The organism is Colwellia aquaemaris (assembly GCF_057548755.1).
In genome coordinates, this window is record NZ_BAAJLV010000001.1 from 23,953 (window position 1) to 50,525 (window position 26,573).

26 protein-coding genes are annotated in these 26,573 nt (G+C 38.4%); 19 read left to right on the forward strand and 7 right to left on the reverse strand.

Going from position 1 to position 26,573, the window contains the following annotated elements; genetic code table 11:
- Positions 1-57: 57 nt before the first annotated feature.
- The 6 genes from glyS to dnaA all read right to left on the reverse strand — a co-directional run bounded on the left by glyS (position 58) and on the right by dnaA (position 9,277).
- Complete coding sequence (glyS, locus tag AC27HL_RS00120) at positions 58-2,124, reverse strand: glycine--tRNA ligase subunit beta (protein ID WP_487078028.1); 2,067 nt, start codon at positions 2,122-2,124, stop codon at positions 58-60.
- Entirely contained in the window at positions 2,121-3,059 is a 939-nt protein-coding gene (glyQ, locus tag AC27HL_RS00125) for a glycine--tRNA ligase subunit alpha (RefSeq protein WP_487078030.1), read from the reverse strand. The genes glyS and glyQ overlap by 4 nt, the downstream gene beginning before the upstream one ends.
- Before the next feature lie 175 nt (positions 3,060-3,234).
- Complete coding sequence (gyrB, locus tag AC27HL_RS00130; RefSeq protein ID WP_487078032.1) at positions 3,235-5,679, reverse strand: DNA topoisomerase (ATP-hydrolyzing) subunit B; 2,445 nt, start codon at positions 5,677-5,679, stop codon at positions 3,235-3,237.
- Between the two features lie 10 nt (positions 5,680-5,689).
- The gene (gene recF, locus AC27HL_RS00135; protein ID WP_487078034.1) at positions 5,690-6,784 is read right to left on the reverse strand and encodes a DNA replication/repair protein RecF; all 1,095 of its coding nucleotides are present in this window, start codon (positions 6,782-6,784) and stop codon (positions 5,690-5,692) included.
- On the reverse strand, positions 6,784-7,887 hold the full coding sequence (dnaN, locus tag AC27HL_RS00140) for a DNA polymerase III subunit beta (RefSeq protein ID WP_487078036.1): 1,104 nt from the start codon (positions 7,885-7,887) through the stop codon (positions 6,784-6,786). The genes recF and dnaN overlap by 1 nt, the downstream gene beginning before the upstream one ends.
- A gap of 28 nt (positions 7,888-7,915) precedes the next feature.
- Positions 7,916-9,277, reverse strand: a complete 1,362-nt coding sequence (gene dnaA / locus AC27HL_RS00145) for a chromosomal replication initiator protein DnaA (protein WP_487078038.1) — start codon at positions 9,275-9,277, stop codon at positions 7,916-7,918.
- Positions 9,278-9,759: 482 nt separating this feature from the next.
- Between dnaA and rpmH the strand changes: the two genes are divergently transcribed.
- From rpmH to AC27HL_RS00240, 19 genes are all read left to right on the forward strand, one after another.
- Entirely contained in the window at positions 9,760-9,894 is a 135-nt protein-coding gene (gene rpmH / locus AC27HL_RS00150) for a 50S ribosomal protein L34 (RefSeq protein ID WP_033080930.1), read from the forward strand.
- A 40-nt stretch (positions 9,895-9,934) separates the two neighbouring features.
- Entirely contained in the window at positions 9,935-10,291 is a 357-nt protein-coding gene (gene rnpA / locus AC27HL_RS00155; RefSeq protein ID WP_487078039.1) for a ribonuclease P protein component, read from the forward strand.
- Positions 10,258-10,506, forward strand: a complete 249-nt coding sequence (gene yidD / locus AC27HL_RS00160; protein ID WP_487078041.1) for a membrane protein insertion efficiency factor YidD — start codon at positions 10,258-10,260, stop codon at positions 10,504-10,506. The genes rnpA and yidD overlap by 34 nt, the downstream gene beginning before the upstream one ends.
- A 6-nt stretch (positions 10,507-10,512) precedes the next feature.
- A complete protein-coding gene (yidC, locus tag AC27HL_RS00165; RefSeq protein WP_487078042.1) occupies positions 10,513-12,141 on the forward strand; it encodes a membrane protein insertase YidC in 1,629 nt (542 codons plus the stop codon).
- Between the two features lie 207 nt (positions 12,142-12,348).
- On the forward strand, positions 12,349-13,734 hold the full coding sequence (mnmE, locus tag AC27HL_RS00170) for a tRNA uridine-5-carboxymethylaminomethyl(34) synthesis GTPase MnmE (protein ID WP_487078044.1): 1,386 nt from the start codon (positions 12,349-12,351) through the stop codon (positions 13,732-13,734).
- 52 nt (positions 13,735-13,786) lie between these two features.
- Positions 13,787-14,230: an FMN-binding protein MioC gene (mioC, locus tag AC27HL_RS00175; RefSeq protein WP_487078046.1), complete on the forward strand. Its 444-nt coding sequence runs from the start codon at positions 13,787-13,789 to the stop codon at positions 14,228-14,230.
- 410 nt (positions 14,231-14,640) lie between these two features.
- A complete protein-coding gene (gene mnmG / locus AC27HL_RS00180) occupies positions 14,641-16,530 on the forward strand; it encodes a tRNA uridine-5-carboxymethylaminomethyl(34) synthesis enzyme MnmG (RefSeq protein ID WP_487078048.1) in 1,890 nt (629 codons plus the stop codon).
- Positions 16,531-16,561: 31 nt separating this feature from the next.
- A complete protein-coding gene (rsmG, locus tag AC27HL_RS00185) occupies positions 16,562-17,188 on the forward strand; it encodes a 16S rRNA (guanine(527)-N(7))-methyltransferase RsmG (RefSeq protein ID WP_487078050.1) in 627 nt (208 codons plus the stop codon).
- A gap of 39 nt (positions 17,189-17,227) precedes the next feature.
- Complete coding sequence (locus tag AC27HL_RS00190; protein ID WP_487078051.1) at positions 17,228-18,040, forward strand: ParA family protein; 813 nt, start codon at positions 17,228-17,230, stop codon at positions 18,038-18,040.
- Positions 18,037-18,927 carry a ParB/RepB/Spo0J family partition protein gene (locus AC27HL_RS00195; protein WP_487078053.1) on the forward strand — a complete coding sequence of 297 codons (891 nt, stop codon included), beginning with the start codon at positions 18,037-18,039 and terminating at the stop codon, positions 18,925-18,927. The genes AC27HL_RS00190 and AC27HL_RS00195 overlap by 4 nt, the downstream gene beginning before the upstream one ends.
- Before the next feature lie 330 nt (positions 18,928-19,257).
- Positions 19,258-19,650, forward strand: a complete 393-nt coding sequence (locus tag AC27HL_RS00200; protein WP_487078054.1) for an ATP synthase subunit I — start codon at positions 19,258-19,260, stop codon at positions 19,648-19,650.
- Between the two features lie 32 nt (positions 19,651-19,682).
- Positions 19,683-20,453, forward strand: coding sequence for a F0F1 ATP synthase subunit A (gene atpB / locus AC27HL_RS00205; RefSeq protein WP_487078056.1), 771 nt, complete (start codon positions 19,683-19,685; stop codon positions 20,451-20,453).
- Positions 20,454-20,562: 109 nt separating this feature from the next.
- Positions 20,563-20,799, forward strand: a complete 237-nt coding sequence (atpE, locus tag AC27HL_RS00210) for a F0F1 ATP synthase subunit C (RefSeq protein ID WP_074496250.1) — start codon at positions 20,563-20,565, stop codon at positions 20,797-20,799.
- Between the two features lie 50 nt (positions 20,800-20,849).
- Positions 20,850-21,320, forward strand: a complete 471-nt coding sequence (atpF, locus tag AC27HL_RS00215) for a F0F1 ATP synthase subunit B (protein WP_487078058.1) — start codon at positions 20,850-20,852, stop codon at positions 21,318-21,320.
- A 14-nt stretch (positions 21,321-21,334) separates the two neighbouring features.
- Positions 21,335-21,868: a F0F1 ATP synthase subunit delta gene (gene atpH, locus AC27HL_RS00220; protein ID WP_487078060.1), complete on the forward strand. Its 534-nt coding sequence runs from the start codon at positions 21,335-21,337 to the stop codon at positions 21,866-21,868.
- Between the two features lie 13 nt (positions 21,869-21,881).
- A complete protein-coding gene (gene atpA, locus AC27HL_RS00225) occupies positions 21,882-23,423 on the forward strand; it encodes a F0F1 ATP synthase subunit alpha (RefSeq protein ID WP_487078062.1) in 1,542 nt (513 codons plus the stop codon).
- Between the two features lie 28 nt (positions 23,424-23,451).
- A complete protein-coding gene (gene atpG, locus AC27HL_RS00230) occupies positions 23,452-24,312 on the forward strand; it encodes a F0F1 ATP synthase subunit gamma (RefSeq protein ID WP_487078064.1) in 861 nt (286 codons plus the stop codon).
- 44 nt (positions 24,313-24,356) lie between these two features.
- A complete protein-coding gene (gene atpD, locus AC27HL_RS00235; protein ID WP_487078066.1) occupies positions 24,357-25,742 on the forward strand; it encodes a F0F1 ATP synthase subunit beta in 1,386 nt (461 codons plus the stop codon).
- Positions 25,743-25,797: 55 nt separating this feature from the next.
- Positions 25,798-26,217, forward strand: a complete 420-nt coding sequence (locus tag AC27HL_RS00240) for a F0F1 ATP synthase subunit epsilon (RefSeq protein ID WP_487078067.1) — start codon at positions 25,798-25,800, stop codon at positions 26,215-26,217.
- Between the two features lie 96 nt (positions 26,218-26,313).
- On the opposite strand, the gene AC27HL_RS00245 is transcribed toward AC27HL_RS00240, so the two are convergent.
- The gene (locus tag AC27HL_RS00245) at positions 26,314-26,562 is read right to left on the reverse strand and encodes an HP1242/YdcH family protein (RefSeq protein WP_487078069.1); all 249 of its coding nucleotides are present in this window, start codon (positions 26,560-26,562) and stop codon (positions 26,314-26,316) included.
- Between the last annotated feature and the right edge of the window lie 11 nt (positions 26,563-26,573).

Sequence of the window (26,573 nt, forward strand, 5' to 3'; positions counted from 1 at the left end):
AAAAAAGAAAAAGGAACGCTTTTGCGTTCCTTTTTTACGTTTAAAATACAACTTAAATTATTGCAGTAATGAAATATCAGCAATAGCGAAAAAGCTACTTCTTATTTCACTCAACAGAGTTAAGCGGTTTGTTTTCACTTCTTCATCATCCGCCATAACCATCACATTATCAAAAAAGTTATCTATAGGCTGCTTAAGTGTTGCTAATTCAGCTAACGCATTTTGATAATCTTTCGCTGCCATTAACGGTAGCACTTGCTGTTTTACATCAGCAAAAACGGTAGCTAATGCTTTCTCAGCACTTTCACTAGCTAAGTTTTGTTTAAATTCAGTAAATAATTCACCTTTAAACTTCACTAGAATATTGCCAACACGTTTATTCGCCGCAGCTAAAGTGGCAGACTCTTCCAATGCTTTAAAGTGGGTTACAGCATGAATGCGTTTGTCAAAATCTAAAGGGGCAGATGGTGCGTTGGCCAATACTGCTAAAATAACATCAATCGCAATGTTCTGATCTTGATAATAGGCACGGTAACGACCTAGAACAAACTCAAGAACTTGTTGAGCTACAGCGTCGTTCGACAATTTGTCTTGGTACAATTCAACACTTTTTGCAATTAATTCAGCAATATCTAGATCCAATTGCTTTTCGATAATGATACGAATTAAACCAATTGCTGCCCGACGTAGCGCAAATGGGTCTTTGTCACCTTTAGGTGGCTGGTTAATACCAAATATACCTACTAAAGTGTCAACTTTATCCGCAATAGCCACAGCACAACCAATTGTTTGCTCAGGTAAAGTATCTCCGGCATAACGCGGACGATATTGATCTTCTAACGCCTGTGCAACAGCTTCAGGTTCACCATCATGTTGAGCGTAGTACTTACCCATAGTGCCTTGTACCTGCGGGAATTCAAGTACCATATCAGACAGTAAATCAGTTTTACTTAGTAGACCAGCACGATAAGCTAAAGCTTTATCATCACCAATTTTCTCAGCAACAAACTCACTCAAGCTGGCAATTCTTTCCGACTTAGCTTTTACTGTACCTAACTGCTTTTGGAATAAAACCGACTCTAAACTTGCTAATCTTGACTCAAGCGTTTGTTTTTTATCTGTTTTAAAGAAAAATTCTGCATCAGCTAAGCGAGGACGAATAACCTTTTCGTTACCTTTAATAACTTGACTAGGGTCTTTACTGGCGATATTTGAAACAAAAATGAACTTATTCAATAACTTACCATCAGAATTTGTTACAGGAAAGTACTTTTGATGATCTTTCATAGAATAAATTAGTGGCTCTGCTGGTACATCAAGAAATTCTTCATCGAAGCTACCAACGAGAATTACTGGCCATTCAACAATAGAGGTAACTTCATCTAAAAGTTCATCGTCAGGTAATGCAATACCACCAATTTCCTTAGCTGCATTATTGATTTGCTCTAAAATGGTTGCTTTACGCTCTTGATAGTCAACCACTACAAATGCTTCTCGCATAATGGCTTCATAATTATCTGCATGATCAATTGCCACTAATCCATGGTGATGGAATCGGTGACCCGTCACTAGATTATTAGCATTAACATTTAGTGTTTCGCCAGCAATTATTTTATCACCATAAAGCATAGTTAAGGTATGAACTGGGCGGATAAATTGCGTTCTACCAGCGCCCCAACGCATAGGCTTAGGTACAGGTAATTTACTTACTGCAACGTTAACCATATCAGGAATTAGCAGCTCAATATGCTTACCTTGCTCTACTGTTTTATGTAATAGCCATTCGCCTTTATCGGTAACTAAACGCTCAGCATCGGCAACAGTAATACCATTTGAACGAGCCCAACCTTCTGCCGCTCGGCTTGGATTACCATCGGCATCAAAGGCAACATTAACTGCCGGCCCGCGTTTTTCAATCGCTTTATCTTGCTGGCTTGCAACTAAATCAGAAACCTTTACTGCTAAACGGCGTGGTGTTGCATACCATTGGATATCACTGTAAGACAACTTTGCCGTATCAAGTTGTAATTTAATTTGCTCGAAAAAAGTAATCGCAAGTGTTTGCAGAGACTTAGGTGGTAATTCTTCCGTACCCAATTCAATTAGTAACGTTTCTGTGGTCATTTTGATTGCCCCCCTGTTGAAGCCCCATTGGCACTGTTATTTTTACAAAGAGGGAAACCAAGTTCTTCTCGTTTTGCATAATATGCTTCCGCACAAGCTTTAGATAAAGCTCTAACTCGCAGAATATAGCGTTGACGTTCAGTTACCGAGATAGCATGGCGTGCATCTAGTAAATTAAATGCATGTGATGCTTTCATAACTTGTTCATATGCTGGTAAGGCTAGGCCTTCGGCAATAAGCTTTTCACTAACAGTTTCACACTGGTCAAAAACCTTAAATAGGTCATCAACGTCTGCATGCTCAAAATTGTAAGTTGATTGCTCAACTTCATTTTGGTGAAAAACATCGCCATAAAGTACTTTACCCATAGGGCCATCAGTCCAAACTAAGTCGTAGATACTGTCAACATTTTGGATGTACATAGCTAAACGTTCTAGGCCGTAAGTTATTTCCCCTGTTACTGGTGCACACTCAAGTCCACCGACCTGCTGGAAATAAGTAAACTGAGTGATTTCCATGCCGTTTAGCCAGATTTCCCAGCCTAAGCCCCATGCACCAAGCGTTGGTGACTCCCAGTTGTCTTCAACAAATCGAATATCATGAACTAACGGATCTATCCCTAACTCTTTCAATGAATCTAGGTATAGTTCTTGGATATTATCAGGTGATGGCTTCAACATTACTTGAAATTGATAATAATGCTGTAAACGGTTTGGGTTCTCGCCGTAGCGACCATCAGTTGGACGTCGACACGGTTGAACATATGCACTGCTCATTGGCTCAGGCCCAATAGAGCGTAAAAACGTCATAGGATGAAATGTACCAGCACCTACTTCTAAATCTAATGGCTGAACAATTACACAGCCTTGACGTGACCAATAGTCTTGCAACTGCAATATTAGTCCTTGAAAGGTCTTTATATTAAACGTACTCATGAGAATCCGAATTTTAAGTTATATTTATCAAATTAGGCTAATTATACCTAGTGTCTGTTTGTTAGCCTAGTGTCCTTGCATATATGTGTGAATTTTATTCGATATTTTTTGCAAGGTTATAAACAAAAAATGCCCGATTTGGTGACCGGGCATTTTTTCTTATTGCAATTAAAAGCTAAACATCTAAGTTAGCAACTTTAAGTGCGTTATCTTCAATGAAGTTTCTACGTGGTTCTACGTGGTCGCCCATCAAAGTATTAAATAGCTGATCTGCAGCAATGGCATCTTCAATAGTAACTTGTAGCATTCTACGAGTTTCCGGATCCATCGTAGTTTCCCAAAGTTGATCAGGGTTCATCTCACCTAACCCTTTATAACGTTGTATGTATTGACCACGTTTTGACTCAGCCATTAACCAATTTAACGCTTCTTCAAAGCTAGTAACTGGTTTTATTTTTTCACCACGTTTAACGTAGGCACCTTCTTCCATAAGGCCATTAATAGCTTTGTTTAAACTTTGAATCGCTTCAAATTCTTTTGATTCAATAAACTCATAGTTGCAATCATATACGGTATCAATACCGTGTTTTCTTACATTAAAGCTAGGGTAGTAAATGTTACGTTCTTGGTCATGCTTAACATCAATGGTATAGATAGAGCCATTACCATCTTGTTCATCTAGTTGCTTAAGTATACTAGCAGTCCATGTTTCAACATTTTCTTTGTTGGCAAATGCTTTGGTATCAATGATATCACCGTAAATCATTTTCTCTAAAATATCTGCAGGTATTAAGCGTGAAACACGTTTGATAGTTTCGTGTGTAGTACGGAACTGATTTACAAGTTGCTCTAACGGCACACCTGATAATGCTGGTGCAGATTCATTAACATGCACTTCAGCGTTTTCTAGTGCTAAAGTTGTTAAGTATTCAGTCAAGCCTTCGTCATCTTTTATGTAGCGCTCTTGCTTACCTTTCTTTACTTTGTATAAAGGTGGTTGAGCAATATAGATATAACCACGCTCCATAATTTCAGGCATTTGGCGATAGAAAAACGTTAATAACAATGTACGAATGTGCGAACCATCAACATCAGCATCGGTCATGATGATGATACTATGATAACGCAATTTATCAGGGTTATATTCGTCGCGACCGATACCACAACCTAATGCGGTAATAAGAGTGCCGACTTCCTGAGAAGATATCATTTTATCAAAACGAGCTTTTTCAACGTTAAGGATTTTACCTTTTAACGGCAAGATAGCTTGGTTTTTACGGTTACGTCCCTGCTTGGCTGAGCCGCCAGCAGAGTCCCCTTCCACAATATAAAGTTCTGAAAGAGCTGGGTCTTTTTCCTGACAATCTGCTAACTTTCCAGGTAAACCTGCGATATCTAAAGCGCCTTTCCGACGGGTCATTTCACGGGCTTTACGCGCCGCTTCACGAGCTCGTGCTGCATCAACTATTTTCATAATAATAGTTCTTGCGACTGCAGGCTTTTCTAGCAGGTATTCACCTAGCTTTTCACCCATGGCCTGCTCAACAGCTGTTTTAACTTCTGATGAAACAAGCTTATCTTTAGTTTGAGAAGAGAATTTAGGATCAGGAACTTTAACAGATATAACAGCCGTTAGTCCTTCACGAGCATCATCACCTGAAGCACTAGTTTCTGTACTACCACCTTTTTTGGTTTTATTTAAACCTTCTTTAACCATGTAACTATTAAGCGTACGGGTTAATGCCGTTCTAAATCCACTTAAATGAGTACCACCATCGCGCTGTGGAATGTTGTTAGTGAAACAATGAATGCTCTCTTGGAAACCATCGTTCCATTGCATTGCAACTTCAACAACAATGCCATCTTCTCGCTCTAAGTCGAAGTAAAAAATTTCTTCATTGACTGGCGTTTTATTTGTATTTAAGTAGTCTACAAAGGCTTGAATACCACCTTCAAAATAGAAATGATCTTCTTTACCTTCTTCTCGTTCGTCAATAAGTCGAATTGAAACGCCTGAGTTTAAGAAAGATAATTCACGAATTCTTTTTACTAGTAAGTCGTAATGAAATACTACATCAGAGAATGTTTCTTCACTTGGCCAAAAGCGAACTTCTGTTCCCGTTTTGTCGCTTTCACCAACAATTTTAAGAGGCTCTTCAGGTACACCCGCATGATAGACTTGTTCAAATAATTTGCCTTCTCTGCGAATATTAAGTTTTAGTTTACTACTTAATGCATTTACTACTGAAATACCTACACCGTGTAAGCCACCAGAAACTTTATAGCCAGAGTCTTCTCCGCCAAATTTACCACCAGCGTGAAGTACAGTCATAATAACTTCTGCCGCTGAAACACCTTCTTCAGGGTGAATTTCTGTCGGTATACCGCGGCCGTCATCTTTTACTGAGACGGAACCATCGAGGTGGATTTTAACAATAATATCACTACAGTGACCTGCAAGAGCTTCATCAATTGAGTTATCCAACACCTCAAATACCATGTGATGCAAACCTGTGCCATCATCGGTATCACCTATATACATCCCTGGTCGTTTACGAACTGCATCTAGGCCTTTTAGTACCTTAATACTAGCCGAGTCATATTCATTTTCTATTGTCATAGCTTATAGCCTACTCACTCATTACTGATAGTTTGCCATGTTTCACGTGAAACATTTTGTAGTTTTTTTCTAATGGAACTAATTGCTCCACTGCTGCTTTATCAATTGCAGTTACAATAATTTGGCAATCAATTGCCTTAACTGCTTTACTTAATAATGTTCTGGAATTGCTATCCAATTCCGCGCCGACATCATCAATTAATAAAATTGGTTTTACTCGGTTAACTCTTTCTATTAACTTTGCTTGTGCAAAAGTTAACGCCAGTAAAAACAACTTTTGTTGACCTCGTGATAATTGATTATCTAACGAAGTACCGTTTAAAATAAAACGAACATCAAATTTTTGTGCGCCAAACAAACTATAACCGGTTGCTAGTTCTTTCTCTCGATATTGCGATAACACCTCGAGCAAGCTTTTCTTTGAATTCCAACCTTGCAGGTATTGAATTACTATATCATCAGATACCGAAGGTAACATGACTTTTAGCCAAAAACTTAACTCATTAGTCAACTCTGATACATAACCTGCTCTCAGATCTGCAATTTGCTGTGAACTATCTGCGAATATATCAGTCCAGTAAGTTAACGTGGCATCATCCGTTTTATTTCTTAAACAGGCATTTCGCTGTTTTAGTATTCTTGAGAACTCTCGCCATACATCCGAAAAGGAATGTTTCACGTGAAACAATCCCAAATCAATAAAGCGACGACGTTGTTTAGGGCCACCAAAAAACAACTTAAAACTTTCAGGCGTAATAACCTGTACTGCTACATTTTTTGCAAGAGAAGACAGTTTAGCTTGTTTCTCACCATCAATTCTAATTTCGGTATTACCGGCACTTGAATCAAATACTTTACGGACACCAAGTTGACAATCTCTATCTGTCTTAGCGCTTACAACAAAACTAGATTTATTATGCTGAAGTAAATTCTCTATTTTGGCACTGCGAAAAGACTTTCCATGCCCCAAATAAAAAATAGCTTCTAATAAACTACTTTTACCACTACCGTTATCACCGATAATAAAATTCACATCAGAATGTAAATCTAGCGAGGCATTTTCAATATTACGAAAATCCCCAACAAATAGCTTATTTACCGCCATTACAATCGCATTGGCATAACTACGTATAAAGCTTCGCCTGACTCTCCACCTTCAATAACAACACTACTATTAGCATCTGCTAACGTAAACTTAACGTCAGTTTCCTTGATGGCATTTAATACATCAAGAACATAACTAACGTTAAAGCCTATCTCAACGTCATCGTACGGAAAACTTATTTCAATAACTTCTTCCGCTTGTTCCTGCTCTGGATTATTAGCTGTAATTTTTAATTCTGTAGCAGAAAAATTAAGGCGAACACCTTTAAACTTTTCATTAGACAAAATTGATGCACGAGACAAAACTTGTCTCAGCTCATCTTTATTTGCGTTAAGAATTTTATCGCCATTGCGTGGTAGTACGCGGCGATAATCAGGAAAGCGACCATCAACAAGCTTACTAGTAAAAGAAAACTCGCTATCAATTATTCGTATATGATTTGAGCCTAAAAACACTTGAACTGTTTCATCGACAGGATTGAGTAAGCGAATAATTTCTAGAATACCTTTACGTGGCACAATCACTTGACGAGATGGTAGTTCGAGCTCCTCGTTAGATATTTTACAAATGGCTAAACGATGACCGTCAGTTGCAACAGAACGAATTTCTTTACCTTCTGTTTCAATAGACATACCGTTTAAATAATACCTAACATCTTGATTTGCCATAGAAAAATGAGTACTTTCTATTAAACGCAATAATTCAGACTTTAGTAACTTAAACTCTACATCGCCCTGCCATTGTTCGATATTGGGAAAATCACTTGCGGGTAATGTGGAAAGCGAGTATTTACTGCGACCAGTACTAATCTTTATAACGTCATTGTCGGACTCAAAAGTAAGTGTTGAATCATCAGGTAAGCTTTTACAAATATCTAAAAGTTTTCGAGCCGGAATTGTAACTTTACCGTCTTCAGCATGGTTATCAATAACAGCATAGGCTACCATTTCAAGCTCTAAATCCGTAGCTGTCAAGGTAAGTGATTGCCCACTTACATCAAAAAGTATATTACCCAAAATAGGTAAAGTACTTTTACGCTCAACAGCACCTGAAACCAACAACAAAGGTTTTAGCAGTAATTCTCTACTTAATGAAAATTTCATTTTTGACCCACTTTAAACTTACTTATTATTATGATGACAATGTTCTTGTTAAATTTGAATAATCTTCTTTAATATCATGCGACTCTTCACGTAAATCCTTCACTTTACGACACGCATGCAATACCGTTGTGTGATCCCTACCACCAAATGCATCACCAATTTCAGGTAAACTATGATTAGTTAACTCCTTAGATAATGCCATTGCAATTTGACGAGGTCTAGCAACAGATCTATTTCTTCTTTTTGAAAGCAAATCAGCAACTTTAATTTTATAATATTCGGCCACAGTGCGTTGAATGTTATCAATAGTAACTAGCTTGTCTTGTAATGCCAATAAATCACGTAATGCTTCTCGAACAAAATCAATTGTAATTGCTCGGCCAGTAAAATTGGCATTAGCAATAACCCTATTTAATGCCCCCTCAAGTTCCCGTACATTTGAACGTAAACGCTTAGCAATAAAGAATGCCACTTCGTCAGCTAAGTTGATATGACTTTCTTCAGCTTTGCGTTTTAATATTGCTACGCGGGTTTCTAGCTCAGGAGGTTCAATAGCAATAGTTAGACCCCAACCAAAACGAGATTTTAAACGATCCTCAACATCCACTTCTTTAGGGTAACGATCACTGGTTAGTATGATCTGTTGATTACCTTCCAATAAAGCGTTGAAGGTATGAAAAAACTCTTCTTGTGTTCTATCTTTACCAGCAAAAAACTGAATATCATCTATTAGTAAGGCATCAACCGAGCGATAGTATTGTTTAAATTTTTCCATAGCGTTATTTTGTAACGCTCTTACCATGTCTTGTACAAAACGCTCAGAGTGCATGTAAGCAATTTTAGCATTTGGCTTATTTAGCAAAATACCATTACCAACAGCGTGCAATAAATGGGTTTTACCTAAACCTGTACCACCGTATATAAATAGCGGATTGTATGCTGCGCCTGGATTATCAGCTACTTGCGATGCTGCAGCACGGGCCAATTGATTTGACTTACCTTCTACAAAGTTATCAAAAGTATATTTAACTCTGACATTAGTTGTTTTAGGTAAGTTGCTTTCAGGTGCACTAGCTTCTTTATTTGCTACTTTTTGATTTGGCTGAATTTGACTAATACTATCTTTAATATTCGACGTTTGATCTGGAATACTGCCTACGTCAAAACGCAGTAATGGTGGGTTAGCTGTATCTTGCATACCAACTAATTCATTAATGCGGTTAACGTATTTATCTCTAACCCAATCTAAAACAAAACGGTTTGGCGCGTATAACGTCATTATATTATCAGTAACCACACATTGTAATGGACGTATCCACATACTAAATTGCTGCGCGGGTAATTCTTCTTGAAGAACAGACAAACATTTTTGCCAAAGTGAATGATCCAACAACCGACTCCTGATAATACTATGCTTCCTGCATCATTATTTACGCAACAAAAAACTTGCGCTAAAGCAATAACAGAGAAAAAGATAATAATTTTTTTAATGACTCTATTATCACTATAGTTATCCACAACATCAATATTGACATTTCAATAATCACGGTTTATTTACATTTATTTTTTACAAACTCAATAATAATAGGCTTTAGCTCAATTTTTTATAGCAAAATAATGCTAAAAAACTTTAAATATACGATTTAATTATGATTGCCAAATTGAAATAATTCGTAATCAATTTCACCCTTTTGTTATAAAACTGTGGATACTTTTTAGATCAACACGATCCCGCTAAGATCTTTTTAAATTTGCTAAAGAATAAACATTGACAAAGCTTGCTTCTCTATATAGAATTTCGCCTCATTTTTAGACCCAGTGTGCTCATGAAGGCTGTTTTGCCAGGGCAACAACAACAGACGGATTAGCGTAATGAAAAGAACATTTCAACCTAGTGTATTAAAGCGTAAGCGCAACCATGGCTTCCGTGCTCGCATGGCTACGAAAAACGGTCGTGCTGTAATTGCACGTCGTCGTGCTAAAGGCCGCGCAAGCCTTAGTGCATAATTTTTAACTCGTAGTTTAAGTTAAAAAATTGGTAACCAACATGGTTACTTATGAATTTAATCGGGAGTCTCGTCTTTTGACTCCCGGTCAATTTCAAGCTGTATTTTCAAAACCTCTACGTTTTGGCTCAAGCCACATCACCATACTCGTCACACCAAATTCTGATAATAATAATCGCTTAGGTTTAGCCATAGCTAAAAAACGCGTCAAACTTGCTGTTCAACGAAATCGTATTAAACGACAAATTCGTGAAAGTTTCCGTTTAAATCAACATAATCTCCCCCATATAGATATAGTTGTTATGGTAAAATCGGGTACAGATAAACTCGACAATAAACAAATTAATCAGCAATTGGAAAAAATATGGCGAGAAATAATTCAACGCCACAAAAAATAGCAATTACTTTAGTAAAAGCTTACCAGCGTTGGCTTAGCCCACTGCTTGGTCCCAATTGTCGATTTGATCCAACTTGTTCATTTTATGCTATTGAAGCAATTAATCGCTTCGGTGTGATAAAAGGTTGTTGGTTAGCAGGCAAACGTATACTAAAATGCCATCCATTAAATGCGGGAGGACATGATCCCGTGCCACTATCAAAAAAAGAGAAATAAGACACTATGGAATCTCAACGCGGTTTTCTTTTTATTGCGCTTATGGTTGTTACCTATTTGCTATTTAACCAATGGCAACTAGACAATGCTCCTGTAATTGAGCAACCAGCAGTAACTCAACAAACAACCACAACACCAAGTAACGGCGATTTTGTTCCTGAGTCTTCAGCAACAGCGTCACCAATAAATAATGAAACAACAACCGCTTCTGCAACAATAATTTCAATTACAAGCGATGTCTTGGCATTAAAAATTGATACCAATGGCGGCGACATTATTGAAGCTAAGCTTTTAAAATTTGATACCGAACAAGGCAATGGTGTTCCATTTACCATTTTACGTAATGATACTAACCGTTACGTGGCGCAAAGTGGTTTAACGGGTGCGCAAGGTTTAGACCGTGTTATTCAAGGCCGTCCGGTATATCAAACTTCAGCTACGTCATACCAAACATCTGCCGATGCGCCGTTAATGGTTGACCTTAATTATGTTGACGCAGCAGGCTTATCAGTAACTAAGCGTTTTACATTCAACCATGATAGTTACGCAATTAACGTCGAGTACATTATCAAAAACAATGCGAGTGCACCTGCAAGCGTACAAATGTATGGTCAACTTAAACAAACAACCCTGATTGATACTTCAAGTGGTTTGATCCCAACTTATAAAGGCACAGCGTATTCAACAACTGAAGACGTTTATGAAAAATATGATTTTGATGATATTGAAGATAAAAATCTAAATGTGTCAACACAAGGTGGTTGGGTAGCTATGTTACAACACTACTTTGTTTCATCTTGGGTACCTGAAAAATCAGCAACTAATCAACTATATAGCTTGTACTCAGCAAATAGAGACGCAATTATCGGCTTTAAAGCTCCAGCTATTACGGTAGAACCTAATAGTACAGCTACAACTTCAGCTACTTTCTATGTAGGTCCAAAAGATCAAGACGTACTTGAAAGCATTGAAGAAAACCTTGATTTAACTATCGACTATGGTTTCTTATTTATGATCAGCCAACCGTTATTCTGGCTACTGATCAAAATCCAATCTGTTGTGGCCAACTGGGGTGTTGCTATTATTATCATCACTCTAATTGTTAAAGGTGGTATGTATCCATTAACAAAAGCTCAATATACCTCAATGGCAAAAATGCGTAATTTACAACCAAAAATGACGCAACTTAAAGAACGCTTTGGTGATGATAGACAAAAAATGTCACAAGCCATGATGGAGCTATACCGTAAAGAGAAAGTTAACCCAGCAGGTGGTTGTTTACCTTTACTCATTCAAATGCCAATTTTCTTAGCACTTTATTGGGTATTTTTAGAAAGTGTGGAATTACGCCATGCGCCATTTATGCTATGGATCCAAGATTTATCAGCACAAGACCCTTACTATATTTTACCGGTATTAATGGGTATCAGTATGTTCATTATGCAGAAGATGCAGCCAATGACAGTGCAAGATCCTATGCAACAGAAAATCATGCAATATATGCCAGTTATGTTTACTGTATTCTTTTTCTGGTTCCCTTCAGGGTTAGTTCTTTACTGGTTAGTCAGTAACATTATTTCAATTGTACAAATGAAAATAATCTTCTCTGGCATGGAAAAACAAAAAACCAAATAATTTTTAAATTAATCACTAAAAAGGTAGCTTAGGCTACCTTTTTTATTGCCTAAATTTTAGCAATCAAAAATAAATCGCAATATTAATTCTCTGCTATTAAAGACACAGTAAAAAACGTGGCCAAACACAAACTGTCCATTTCCAGCCTGCACCTAACGGTTTATAATATCGCCAATTACATTATTTATCATGAATTGAGACCACAACATGACCGAGTTAGCTTTTTCACCAAGCGATAAAGAAACCATTGCTGCCCAAGCAACAGCTCCCGGAAGAGGCGGGGTTGGCATAATAAGAGTTTCAGGCCCAGAAGTTGAAAATGTTGCTAAAACTATTTTAGGTAAATTACCTGAATTACGAAAAGCTGAATACTTGACCTTTAAAGATCATCAAGGGCAAGCTCTCGATCAAGGTATAGCGCTATACTTTAAAGGCCCAAATTCCTTCACAGGTGAAGATGTTCTTGAATTACAGGGCCATGGCGGGCCGGTACTACTCGACATGTTACTTAAAGAAATACTTGCTCTACCTAAAGTTCGTATGGCAGGACCAGGTGAATTTAGCGAACAAGCATTTCTAAATGATAAGCTCGACCTAACGCAAGCGGAAGCGATTGCCGACTTAATTAATTCAAGCTCAGAACAAGCCGCACGCTGTGCTTTACACTCGCTGCAAGGTGATTTTTCAAAATTGGTTCACCAAATGGTAAACGATACTATACATTTGCGTATGTACGTTGAAGCCGCAATTGACTTTCCTGAAGAAGAAATCGACTTTCTCGCCGATGAAAAAGTCGTCAATGATCTTAAAGCAATTATTGCTCAAGTTGCTGAAGTTAAAAACAAAGCCCAGCAAGGCAGTATTATTCGTGAAGGTATGCGGGTAGTTATAGCCGGACGCCCTAATGCCGGAAAATCAAGTTTGCTTAATGCGTTAAGTGGCAAAGACAGTGCTATTGTCACCGATATTGAAGGCACAACTCGTGACGTGCTATCAGAGCAAATTCATATCGACGGTATGCCACTACATATTATTGACACCGCAGGTTTACGCGAAAGTGCCGATAAAGTTGAACAAATAGGTATAGAGCGTGCGTGGCAAGAAATAAACCAAGCAGACCGCGTACTATTAATGGTTGACTCATCAACAGATATCAATATTGATCCTAAATCAGTATGGCCAGAGTTCTTCGAAAAATTACCTAAGAATATTGGCTTAACCATAATAAGAAATAAAGCGGATATTAGCCAAGCAACAACAGGTTATAGTGAACCTAACGACACACCAACGGTTACCTTATCGGCTAAAACGAACAACGGCGTTAACGCCCTTACCGAGCACTTAAAGCACATAATGGGTTACCAGGGTAGTACTGAAGGCGGCTTTATGGCTCGACGACGCCACCTTGTTGCTTTAGAACAAGCTCATCAGCATCTCCTAATAGGTTTAGAACAACTCGAGTCATACGTTGCAGGGGAAATTCTTGCAGAAGAATTACGTTTTTGTCAGGAAGAACTGAATAAAATAACCGGCGAATTTACCAATGACGATCTTTTAAGCCAAATTTTCTCATCATTTTGTATTGGTAAATAACGCTAAAAATTTCATAAATTTCTTTTAATAAATTAACAAAACGGAGCATTAAATGAGCTCATTTCAAATTATTGTTGGCAGCATGTTAGGTGGATCAGAATATGTTGCCGAAGCCTGTGAAGAAACATTATCAGAACTTGGCCACGACGTAGAGTTACATTTTCAACCAAGTTTCGATGAAATAACCCATGAAAATCAAACTTGGTTAATTTGTACATCTACTCATGGCGCTGGCGACTACCCAGATAATATTCAAGCATTTGTTAGTGATCTTGAAAATAGCGATCAAGATCTATCCTCAACTAAGTTTTTAACGATCGGCATTGGCGACTCTAGCTATGATACTTTTTGTTATGCAGCAAAAAATATAAATAAACTTTTACTATCAAAAGGTTGCAATGAAACACTACCTATATTTACCTTAGATATGAGTGATGATATTGATCCAGAAGAACTGTCACAGCATTGGCTAAATAAAAATAAAGATCAACTTTAAGATAATTACCCATAAGTTATTCACAGTAACTACTAAATAAAACGCTATATGTGTATAACTTTGGGTAAAAACTATTAATTTACTATTATTATTCAGTAGATATAAATAGCATTAAAATCATCTGTGGATAAATAGCTATTTTGATCAAAGGTTATAAGTCAATTGATCAAGCTTTGATCACAAGGTTAGACCTTTAATATAGTATTGTTTTATATACTAAAAAAACACTTATCAACAGTAAAAGAGGATCCTAATAAGTAATAATAACAAGATCTATTTAAAGATCTTTATATATTATTTAAGGATCGAACCAGATCTTTTAAGTGATTTGATCATTCCCCTACGTTAAAAAAAGCGCTAAAATACCGCTCTTAATTTTTAAAGATGAACAGATCTAAGGTCATTAATTTATGTGGTATCAAGAGTCTTATGACGTAATTGTTGTTGGTGGTGGACATGCGGGCACAGAGGCCTCATTAGCTGCAGCACGTATGGGATGTAAAACCTTACTGCTAACTCACAACATTGATACTCTTGGCCAAATGTCTTGTAATCCAGCTATTGGCGGTATTGGCAAAGGACATTTAGTTAAAGAAATTGATGCTCTCGGTGGTTTAATGGCAACAGCTGCAGATCACGCAGCCATTCAGTTTAGAACTTTAAATGCCAGTAAAGGCCCTGCTGTTCGCGCAACACGTATTCAAGCGGATCGTAGTTTATATCGAAATTTTGTCCGCCATTACTTAGAAAATCAAGAAAACCTGACCATATTCCAACAACCTTGTGATGATCTTATTTTAGAAAATGACAAGATCGTTGGAGTTTCAACTCAAATGGGATTGAAATTTAAAGCAAAAAGTGTTGTTTTAACGGTAGGTACTTTTCTAGCTGGGCAAATACATATTGGCTTGAATAACTATCAAGGTGGTCGAGCAGGTGATCCAGCAAGTGTTAATTTGGCGGCACGTTTGCGTGATATGCCATTTAGAATTGATCGTTTAAAAACCGGTACTCCACCACGATTAGATGCACGTACATTAGACTTTTCAGTAATGGAAGAACAACCGGGTGATGAGCCTCGTCCAGTATTTTCATTTATGGGATCGGATAATGATCATCCACAGCAAATTTCATGTTTTATTACCCATACCAATAAGAAAACCCATGAAATTATTCAATCCGGTTTAGATAGATCACCAATGTACACTGGCGTTATTGAAGGTGTTGGTCCACGGTACTGTCCTTCAATTGAAGATAAAATTCATCGCTTTGCTGAAAAAGATAGTCACCAAATTTTTGTTGAGCCAGAAGGTTTAACAACCCACGAAATTTATCCTAATGGCATTTCAACCAGCTTACCGTTTGATGTGCAAATGGAGCTTGTAAGATCTATTCGCGGTTTTGAAAATGCCCATATTACTCGCCCTGGTTATGCTATTGAATATGACTTCTTTGATCCACGAGACTTAAAACAAACACTTGAAAGTAAATTTATTGAAAATTTATACTTTGCAGGCCAAATTAACGGAACTACTGGTTACGAAGAGGCAGGTGCCCAAGGTTTAATTGCTGCAACAAATGCTGCTGCCCGTGTACAAGGCAAAGAAGAGTTGGTACTAACGCGTGATCAAGCTTATATGGGCGTACTTGTAGACGATCTTGCAACTTTAGGTACTAAAGAACCTTATCGTATGTTTACATCTCGTGCAGAATACCGTTTATTATTGCGTGAAGATAATGCTGATATTCGCTTAACAGAAAAAGGTCGCGAACTTGGTTTAGTTGATGATCCGCGCTGGCAGCGTTTTAATGAGAAAATGGAAAATATTGAGCAAGAGCGTCAGCGTTTACGATCAGTATGGTTACAAAAAGATCATACCGCAGCACCGCAGGTCAATGAATTATTAAAAACACCATTAAGTCGTGAAAATAATTTAGAAGATCTTGTTCGACGCCCAGAAGTAAAATATGACGATTTAATGTCAATTGAAGGTTTAGGTCCTAAGCTGGCAGATAAGCAAGCAGCTGAACAAGTTGAAATTCAAATTAAGTATGCCGGTTATATTGATCGTCAGCTTGATGACATTGCGAAAAAGAAGCGTCATGAAAATACTTTGATCCCAATGGAATTCGACTTTAGTCAAATTTCAGGTTTATCAAATGAAGTGGTTGCTAAACTTAGTGATGCTCGTCCTGAAACTATTGGTAAAGCTTCGCGTATTTCTGGTATTACTCCAGCCGCAATTTCGTTATTATTAGTCTATCTGAAAAAACATGGTTTATTGCGCAAAACAGCATAATAAACCAGCATATTAATTAAGATTTAGCCTAATGACATTATCCGACCAGCTTAGTGCCTTAATCAAAGAAGCCTCTTTAGAGGTTTCTGATAAGCAAATAGCGTTACTTATCCAATATGTTGAATTATTGCATAAGTGGAATAAAGCTTATAATTTAACCTCAATTCGCGATCCAAAAGATATGGTGATCAAACATATTATGGATAGCTTAATGGTTGGCCCGTTGCTAGAAGGACAATCTTTTATCGATGTGGGCACTGGCCCAGGTTTACCTGGAATTCCACTTGCCATCTTGTATCCTGAACGTAATTTTGTATTATTAGACAGTTTAGGGAAAAGAATTACATTTTTACGTCAAGTGGTATTTCAGCTAAAACTTGAAAATGTTACACCGGTTAAAGCGCGCGTAGAGCAATACCAACCTGAGGCTCCGTTTGATGGCGTACTAAGCCGCGCATTTTCATCTTTACTTGATATGGTGACTTGGTGTGATCATCTTGTTACTGTAGAACACGGCCGTTTTTTAGCCTTAAAAGGTCTTTACCCTGACGAAGAAGTGGCGGCATTACCGAGCAATATTTCAGTTGCCAAAAGCCATACTATTGCCGTTCCCCGCTTAGAAGGTGAACGTCATTTGATTGAATTAGTTAAATCATAAATAATAATAAGCTTTTGATCGAAAGTATTTGAGGATCTTGTGGGAAAAATAATTGCGGTTGCAAACCAAAAAGGTGGTGTTGGTAAAACAACAACCTCCGTCAATTTAGCTGCTTCACTTGCAGCAACTAAGCGCAAAGTATTACTAATCGATCTTGATCCTCAAGGTAATGCAACTATGGGGAGTGGTATTGATAAATACGAAGTGCCAGCAACCTGTTTTGAATTATTGATTGAAGAGCGCCCTTTTGAGCAAGTTGTATGTAAAGATACGGCGGGTGTTTACGATCTAATTGCTGCCAATAGCGATGTTACCGCTGCTGAAATTAAACTGATGGAAGTTTATTCACGCGAGCATAGATTAAAAAATGCCTTATCAAAAGTTAGAAAAGATTATGATTTTATTATTATAGACTGCCCGCCTTCGTTAAATATGTTAACGGTTAATGCGATGACAGCGGCTGATTCTGTATTGGTGCCAATGCAGTGTGAGTATTATGCATTAGAAGGCTTAACAGCATTAATGGATACTATTTCTCAACTTACGTCTGTGGTTAATGGTAAGCTACATATTGAAGGTATCTTACGCACTATGTATGATCCGCGTAATCGTTTAGCTAACGATGTTTCTGAACAATTAAAACGCCACTTTGGCGATAAAGTTTATCGTACGGTTATTCCACGTAATGTCCGTTTGGCGGAAGCGCCAAGTTTTGGTGCTCCTGTAATGTATTATGATAAATCTTCAACAGGCGCAAAAGCCTATCTTGCACTAGCAGGTGAAATATTGCGCCGAGCAGAACAAAATAAACAACCTAAACCGCAAGCAACAACCGAGCAAGGAACATTATGAGTCAAAGTAAACGCAGAGGTCTAGGTCGCGGTCTTGATGCTTTATTAACAACCCCAGCTGCAACTTCATCTCAAGCATCTGGTAATGATAGCGAAGTTATTAATAAAGATACCGAATTACAAAATTTACCGATTGAACAATTGCACCCCGGTAAATATCAACCTCGTAAAGATATGTCGGCTGAAGCTTTAGATGATTTATCTAACTCAATTAAATCACAAGGGATCATTCAACCTATTGTTGTTCGCCCAATTAGTGAACATAGTTATGAAATTATTGCTGGTGAGCGTCGCTGGCGTGCAGCACAATTAGCTGAACTTGATATGGTTCCTTGTTTAATTAAACAAGTACCGGACGAGTCTGCTGTTGCTATTGCACTTATTGAAAATATTCAGCGTGAAGACCTAAATGCTATGGAAGAAGCGATAGCACTTGAGCGTTTGTTAATTGAATTTGAGTTAACACACCAAGAAGTCGCTGATGCTGTTGGTAAATCAAGAACAACAGTAACTAACTTACTACGCTTAAATAATTTAAATAGTGAAGTTAAAACCTTACTTGAACATGGCGATATAGAAATGGGTCATGCCCGTGCTTTACTCGCTTTAGATAATGATATTCAAACCAACACCGCTCGTGTAGTGGTTGCTAAAGAGCTAACCGTTCGTGAAACCGAAGCACTTATTAAGAAAGTGCAACAGCCGCCAAAAGCGCCAAAAGAAAAAGTTATCGACCCTAACACTAAAGCACTAGAGCAGAATTTATCTGAAAAATTGGGCTCGCAAGTTGCGATAAGTCACAATAAGAAAGGTAAAGGTAAATTAGTTATATCTTACAGTGATTTATCTGAGTTAGATGGTATTGTTTCTCGCTTTAACTCTTTTTAATCACGTCATTAATTTAGCAAATCGACAAGCGACAATAGTAGTTATTGTTGCTTGGCTAAATCCCTGCCAATTTATATTCAATATTGTGATGAGAAATATCTCAGTTTGTATTACCAAATTGGTTATAAAAACTGAAAGTTTTCACAATTGATTATACATTAGTCGTAATTTGTTCTATTGGTGTTACATTTCGCACATTATCTGGGCAATGAACACCCTCTTTTGTTGCATTAGCGCTGTAATTCAGTATACTTGCGTCGGCTTTTTAAAGAGATAATTTTATCTTTAAAAAACTGTAAAAATTACGAAGATTATCGTACGGAGTTTCTGGTGAGTTTATTTATTCACAATGATTTAGCAAAGCCAGGAAGAAAGTTTGCCTTTACGCAGGTACTCATCGCAATAATATTCGTTCTGGTTTGCAGTATAGCAACATATTTTATTTGGGGATTATCTTTCGCATACTCAGTATTAACGGGTGGCGCGATAAGTATAATCCCTAATTTTGTCTTTGCTCATAAAGCATTTAAATATGCCGGAGCAAGAGCCTCGAGAAAGGTATTAGATTCCTTTTACAGTGGGGTAAAAATGAAATTAGTTTTAACGGCCGTTTTGTTTGCGCTAGCCTTCAAGTTTTTAGCGATAGAGCCATTAGCTTTTTTCAGTAGTTTTTGTTTAGTAGTGGCTTTGCCATTAGTAACACCATTTTTTGTAAAACATTAAATTTTTAAACTTTAATCATTAGGAACTTTAATATGTCATCAAGTGCTGAAGTAACCAGCCAAGAATATATTAAGCACCATTTAACCAATTTATCTGTCGGTGAAGGTTTTTGGACTTTTCACATTGATACCTTGGGTTGGTCAATATTCTTAGGTTTGGTATTTTTAACTATCTTCCGTTCTGTCGCGAAAAAAGCAGAAACCGGTGTACCAGGAAAACTGCAATGTGCAGTTGAAATGATTGTTGAGTTTGTTGACGATAGTGTAAAAAGTACCTTTCACGGTAAAAATCCTGTAATTGCACCTTTAGCATTAACCATTTTTGTATGGGTATTGTTGATGAATGCGATGGACTGGGTACCAGTAGATTTAATTCCAAAGGCATTTGAACTTGTTGGTGTTAACTACATGAAAGCTGTACCTACCACTGATATTAACATGACACTAGCGTTAGCTTTAGGTGTGTTTTGGTTAATTATTTACTATTCAATTAAGGTTAAAGGCATTAGTGGTTTTATTAAAGAATTGACTACTCAGCCTTTTGGTCACTGGACGTTATACCCAGTGAACTTCTTACTTGAAACAGTAACTTTATTAGCTCGTCCATTATCATTAGCGTTACGTCTATTTGGTAACTTATATGCGGGCGAGTTGATATTTATTTTGATTGCAACAGTTGGTTTCTTCCAATTGCCAATGCATTTTGTTTGGGCTGCATTCCACTTGTTGGTTATCCCATTACAAGCATTTATTTTTATGACGCTAACCATTGTGTATTTGAGTTTAGCTCACGAAGATCACTAACTTTTCGGGATTAAGTTAGTACGGCATAAGCCGGCCCGAAGGGTATAGGGCAGGAAGCCCGAAGAAAAATTTTAACTTTTAACTTTACTTTAAATAATCGGAGATAAAAATGGAAAACTTAGGTTTACTATATGTAGCTGCAGCTTTATTGATCGGCTTAGGCGCTTTAGGTACAGCTATTGGTTTTGGTTTATTAGGTGGCAAATTCCTAGAGTCTGCTGCTCGTCAACCAGAATTGGCACCTCAACTTCAAGTTAAGATGTTCATCGTTGCTGGTCTTATCGATGCAATCGCAATCATCGGTGTTGCAATGGGTCTATACATCCTATTCGTTAAAATTGGCTAATTAAGTAATTAAGTCTTTTTTAACTGTAATATTTAATAGGAGGTACACAAATGAACGTTAATGCCACTTTTATCGGTGAAATGATCGCATTTGTCGTATTTGTAATATTTTGTATGAAGTACGTATGGCCACCAATCATTGGCGCCATCGAAGCTCGTCAAGCAACTATTGCTGATGGACTTGCTGCTTCTGACCGTGCTGCGAAAGATCTTGAGCTTGCTCAGGAAAAAGCTACGGCTCAACTTAAAGATGCGAAAGCGCAAGCGGCTGAAATTGTAGAAGCTGCTAAAAAGCGTGAAACGCAAATAGTTGAAGAAGCTGCTGCTAAAGCCCAAGCTGAGAAAGAAAAAATCTTAGCCTCAGGCCATGCAGAAATAGAAACGGAACGTAACCAAGCGAAAGAAGAACTACGCCAACAAGTAGCGGTTCTTGCAGTAGCTGGTGCTGAGAAAATTCTCGAGCGTTCAATTGATGCCGCTGCACACAGCGATATCTTAGATAAACTTGTAGCTGAACTTTAAGAGGGAATAGAGCTATGTCTGAATTGACAACCGTCGCTCGTCCCTACGCTAAAGCAGCGTTTGATTTTGCTATCGAAGCAAATGCCGTTGATAACTGGTTATCAATGCTAGTGTTTGCTGCTGAAGTTTCTGAAAATGAAACTATGACAAACTACCTTTCAGGTGGTGCGTCAGTTGAACAGGCCACAGAGCTTTTTCTAAAGGTTTGTGATGATCAACTTGATAGCAATGGCCAAAACTTAATTAAAGTGATGGCTGAAAATCAACGTTTGTTGGTGCTACCACAAGTTCTTTCTCAATTTAGCGAATTAAAAGCTGAATATGAAAAAGAAGTTAACGTGGATGTAACGTCTGCTGTAGAACTTGCAGCTGACCAAGTAACTACATTAAGCGCCGCGCTTGAAAAGCGTTTGGCTCGAAAAGTAAAGCTCAATTGTGTTGTAGACGCAAACGTAGTTTCTGGCTTATTAATTAAAGCTGGTGACATGGTAATAGATGGTTCAGTACGAGGTAAATTGAACCGCTTAGCAACAACAATGCAATCTTAACGGGGAACAGAGCATGCAACTGAATTCCACTGAAATCGCTGAACTGATCAAAAATCGTATTGAACAGTTTGACGTAGTTAGTGAAGCTCGTAACGAAGGTACTATCGTTTCTGTAACAGACGGTATCATTCGTATCCATGGCCTTGCCGATGTAATGCAAGGTGAAATGATCGAACTTCCTGGCAACCGCTTCGCTATCGCGTTGAACCTAGACCGTGATTCGGTAGGTGCGGTAGTTATGGGTCCATATGCGGACCTAGCTGAAGGCGTAAAAGTTAAAGGTACTGGCCGTATTTTGGAAGTACCAGTAGGACGTGGCCTTTTAGGTCGTGTTGTAAACACTCTAGGTGAGCCTATTGACGGAAAAGGACCTATCGACAACGATGGTTTTGCTCCTGTTGAAGTAGTAGCACCAGGTGTTATCGATCGTAAATCAGTTGATGAACCAGTACAAACTGGTATCAAATCAATTGACTCTATGATTCCAATCGGTCGTGGTCAACGTGAACTTATCATTGGTGACCGCCAAATCGGTAAATCAGCGATCGCACTAGATGCAATTATTAACCAGAAAAATACTGGTATTAAGTGTGTATACGTAGCAATTGGTCAGAAAGCTTCTACTGTTGCGAACTTAGTTCGTTCATTAGAAGAGCACGGCGCGTTAGAAAACACTATCGTTGTTGTTGCTTCTGCTTCTGAAGCGGCTGCATTACAGTACTTATCAGCTTACTCTGGTTGTACTATGGGTGAATACTTCCGTGACCGCGGTGAAGATGCACTAATCGTATATGATGATTTGTCTAAGCAAGCTGTTGCTTACCGTCAAATTTCATTGCTTTTACGTCGTCCGCCAGGTCGAGAAGCATACCCAGGTGACGTTTTCTATCTTCACAGTCGTTTACTAGAACGTGCTGCTCGTGTAAACGAAGCATACGTTGAAAAGTTCACTAACGGTGAAGTTAAAGGTAAAACAGGTTCATTAACTGCCTTACCAATTATTGAAACTCAAGCTGGTGACGTATCTGCATTCGTTCCAACTAACGTAATCTCAATTACCGATGGTCAGATCTTCTTAGAATCTAACCTATTTAACTCAGGTATTCGTCCTGCTGTTAACGCTGGTATTTCTGTATCACGTGTTGGTGGTGCTGCTCAAACTAAAATCATCAAGAAACTTGGTGGTGGTATTCGTTTAGCACTTGCACAGTACGCCGAGCTTGCAGCTTTTGCTCAATTCGCTTCAGACTTAGACGATGCAACTCGTGCTCAATTAGAGCATGGTCAACGTGTAACTGAATTGATGAAGCAAAAACAATACAGCCCATTGTCAATTGCTGAAACAGCAGTATCGTTATTTGCCGCAGAAAAAGGCTATTTAAACGATGTTGAAATCAACAAAGTTGTTGATTTTGAAGACGCATTACGTTCATACGTAAACAATGAGCACGCTGAGTTGATGGCTACTATCAACGAAAAAGGCGACTATAACAAAGATATCGAGTCTGGTTTAGCGAAAGCAATCGAAGCTTTCAAAGCTACCCAAACTTGGTAATTAGTTAACCTTTTCGCGGAGAATAGTCATGGCTGGTGGTAAAGAGATTAAATCAAAGATTGGAAGTGTACAAAATACACAGAAAATCACCAGCGCGATGGAAATGGTTGCAGCTAGTAAAATGCGCAGAGCGCAAGATAGCATGGCTGCTTCTCGTCCATACGCTGAAAATATGCGAAATGTGATCGGTCACATCGCGCTTGGTAATTTAGAATATCGTCATCCTTATATGGAAGAACGTGAAGCTAAGCGCGTAGGCTATATCGTTGTCTCAACAGACCGTGGTTTGTGTGGCGGTTTAAATATTAACCTATTTAAACAAGTACTTGCTGATGCTGGTAAACACCAAGCAGCAGGCGCTGATGTTGAATTTGCAGTAGTGGGTTCAAAAGCTACTGCCTTTTTCAACAACATGGGCGCAAAAGTCGTTTCACAAGTTTCAGGTTTAGGCGATAACCCGTCACTTACTGATTTAATTGGTAGTGTGCGTGTTATGTTAAATGCCTATGATAATGGTGAGATTGATAGATTGTTCATTGTGTATAACAAGTTTGTTAACACCATGACGCAAAAGCCAACGATTGATCAACTTTTACCTTTGCCTAAGTCAGATGATGACGCTATTAAGCATCGCTGGGATTACATATACGAACCTGATGCTCAAGCAATACTTGAACATTTATTGGTTCGTTATACAGAATCTCAAGTATATCAAGGTGTAGTTGAAAATCTCGCATGTGAACAAGCTGCTCGTATGGTTGCAATGAAAGCTGCAACCGATAACGCGGGTGACTTAATTGATGATTTACAATTGGTATATAACAAAGCTCGTCAAGCAAGTATTACTCAAGAATTGAGTGAGATTTGTGCCGGCGCAGCAGCGGTATAAGCAAAGGTTCTTAATTTTAAGAGCACAAGATTAGAGGATTAAACATGAGTACAGGTAAAGTCGTCCAAATCATTGGCGCAGTTGTGGATGTAGAATTCCCACAAGATGCTGTACCTCAGGTATATGACGCATTAAATGTAACTGAAGGTGACCTTTCAGGCTTAGTACTAGAAGTACAACAGCAATTAGGTGGTGGCGTTGTACGTGCTATCGCTATGGGTTCATCAGACGGTTTGCGTCGTGGTCTGACAGTAGTAAACACAGGTGATAACATCCAAGTTCCAGTAGGTACTGCAACTTTGGGTCGTATCATGAACGTATTGGGTGAGCCTATCGATGAAGCTGGCCCAATCGGTGAAGAAGAGAAGTGGTCAATTCACCGCGAAGCGCCAGCATATGCTGAGCAAGCGATGTCTAACGAACTTCTTGAAACTGGTATTAAAGTAATCGACTTGGTATGTCCATTCGCTAAGGGTGGTAAAGTTGGTTTATTCGGTGGTGCTGGTGTTGGTAAAACCGTAAACATGATGGAACTTATTCGTAACATCGCGATTGAGCATAGCGGCTACTCAGTATTTGCTGGTGTAGGTGAGCGTACTCGTGAAGGTAACGATTTCTATCATGAAATGAACGACTCTAACGTACTTGATAAAGTATCGTTAGTTTACGGCCAAATGAACGAGCCTCCAGGAAACCGTCTTCGTGTTGCGATGACTGGTTTGACTATGGCTGAAAAATTCCGTGACGAAGGTCGTGACGTATTATTTTTCGTAGATAACATCTACCGTTACACACTTGCGGGTACTGAAGTATCAGCATTGTTAGGTCGTATGCCATCAGCGGTAGGTTACCAACCGACACTTGCTGAAGAAATGGGTGTTCTTCAAGAGCGTATTACCTCGACGAAGAAAGGTTCAATCACTTCAATTCAAGCGGTATACGTACCAGCGGATGATTTGACCGATCCATCTCCAGCAACTACCTTTGCTCACTTAGATGCAACAGTTGTATTATCTCGTGATATCGCTTCACAAGGTATTTACCCAGCGATTGATCCACTTGACTCTACTTCACGTCAATTAGATCCATTAGTTGTTGGTGCTGAGCATTATGAAACAGCTCGTGGCGTTCAATCAACGCTACAACGTTACAAAGAACTTAAAGATATCATCGCCATCTTAGGTATGGATGAATTATCTGAAGAAGATAAGCAAACTGTTGATCGCGCACGTAAGATCCAACGTTTCTTATCTCAACCGTTCTTCGTTGCTGAAGTATTCACAGGTTCTCCTGGTAAGTATGTTGCACTTAAAGACACAATTGCTGGCTTTAAAGGTATTCTTGCTGGTGAATTTGATGACTTACCAGAGCAAGCTTTCTACATGGTTGGTTCTATTGAAGAAGCAACTGAAAAAGCTAAAAACATGTAATGAAGGCTGGCGACTAACTGCTTTTGAGTACGCAGTCGCCAATTAGGAGGTCAACATGGCAATACTTTCTGTAAATCTTAATGTGGTAAGTGCTGAAGAAGAGTTATTTTCTGGCAGCATTGAATCATTACAGATCACAGGTAGCGAAGGTGAGCTAGGTATTATGCCTGGTCACGCACCTTTGCTGACCTCACTAAAACCTGGTATGGCTAGAATCGTTAAGAAAGGCGGTGACGAAGAAGTTATCTATCTTTCTGGCGGTATGCTTGAAGTTCAACCAAATAACGTTACTGTACTAGCGGATATCGCTGTACGTGGTGGTGACTTGGATGAACAAGCAGCTGAAGAAGCGAAACAACGTGCTGAAGAGAAGTTAAACGCTCACGGCGACGATATTGATTATGCAGAAGCTGCTGCTGAATTAGCGCGCGCTGTTGCACAATTACGTGTTATTCAAGCGACAAGCAAGAAGTAACAAGCTATATAGAACTTACTGAAGTTTTAGTGACAAAAAAAGCGACTTTTACTTTGGTAAATAGTCGCTTTTTTATTTGCCATAACTATGGTTATATTACGCTGGTATTTGTGCTTTTTTTAACATAGCAAATAGCTCGTCTTTTAAATGCAACCTGGCCAGTTTTTGTTTTTCTAAATATTCATCGGCAGTTGATTCTACTCCAACTTCTATGCGATGCACTTCTTGATCTAACTCGTGATATTCCTTAAAAAGCCGAGCGAAGTGTGCATCTGACATTTTTAAATGGCGAATTTCTTGTTCAAACTCTGGGAATTCATGGTGTAAGTCGTGTTTCTCTAGCATTTTTATTGCTC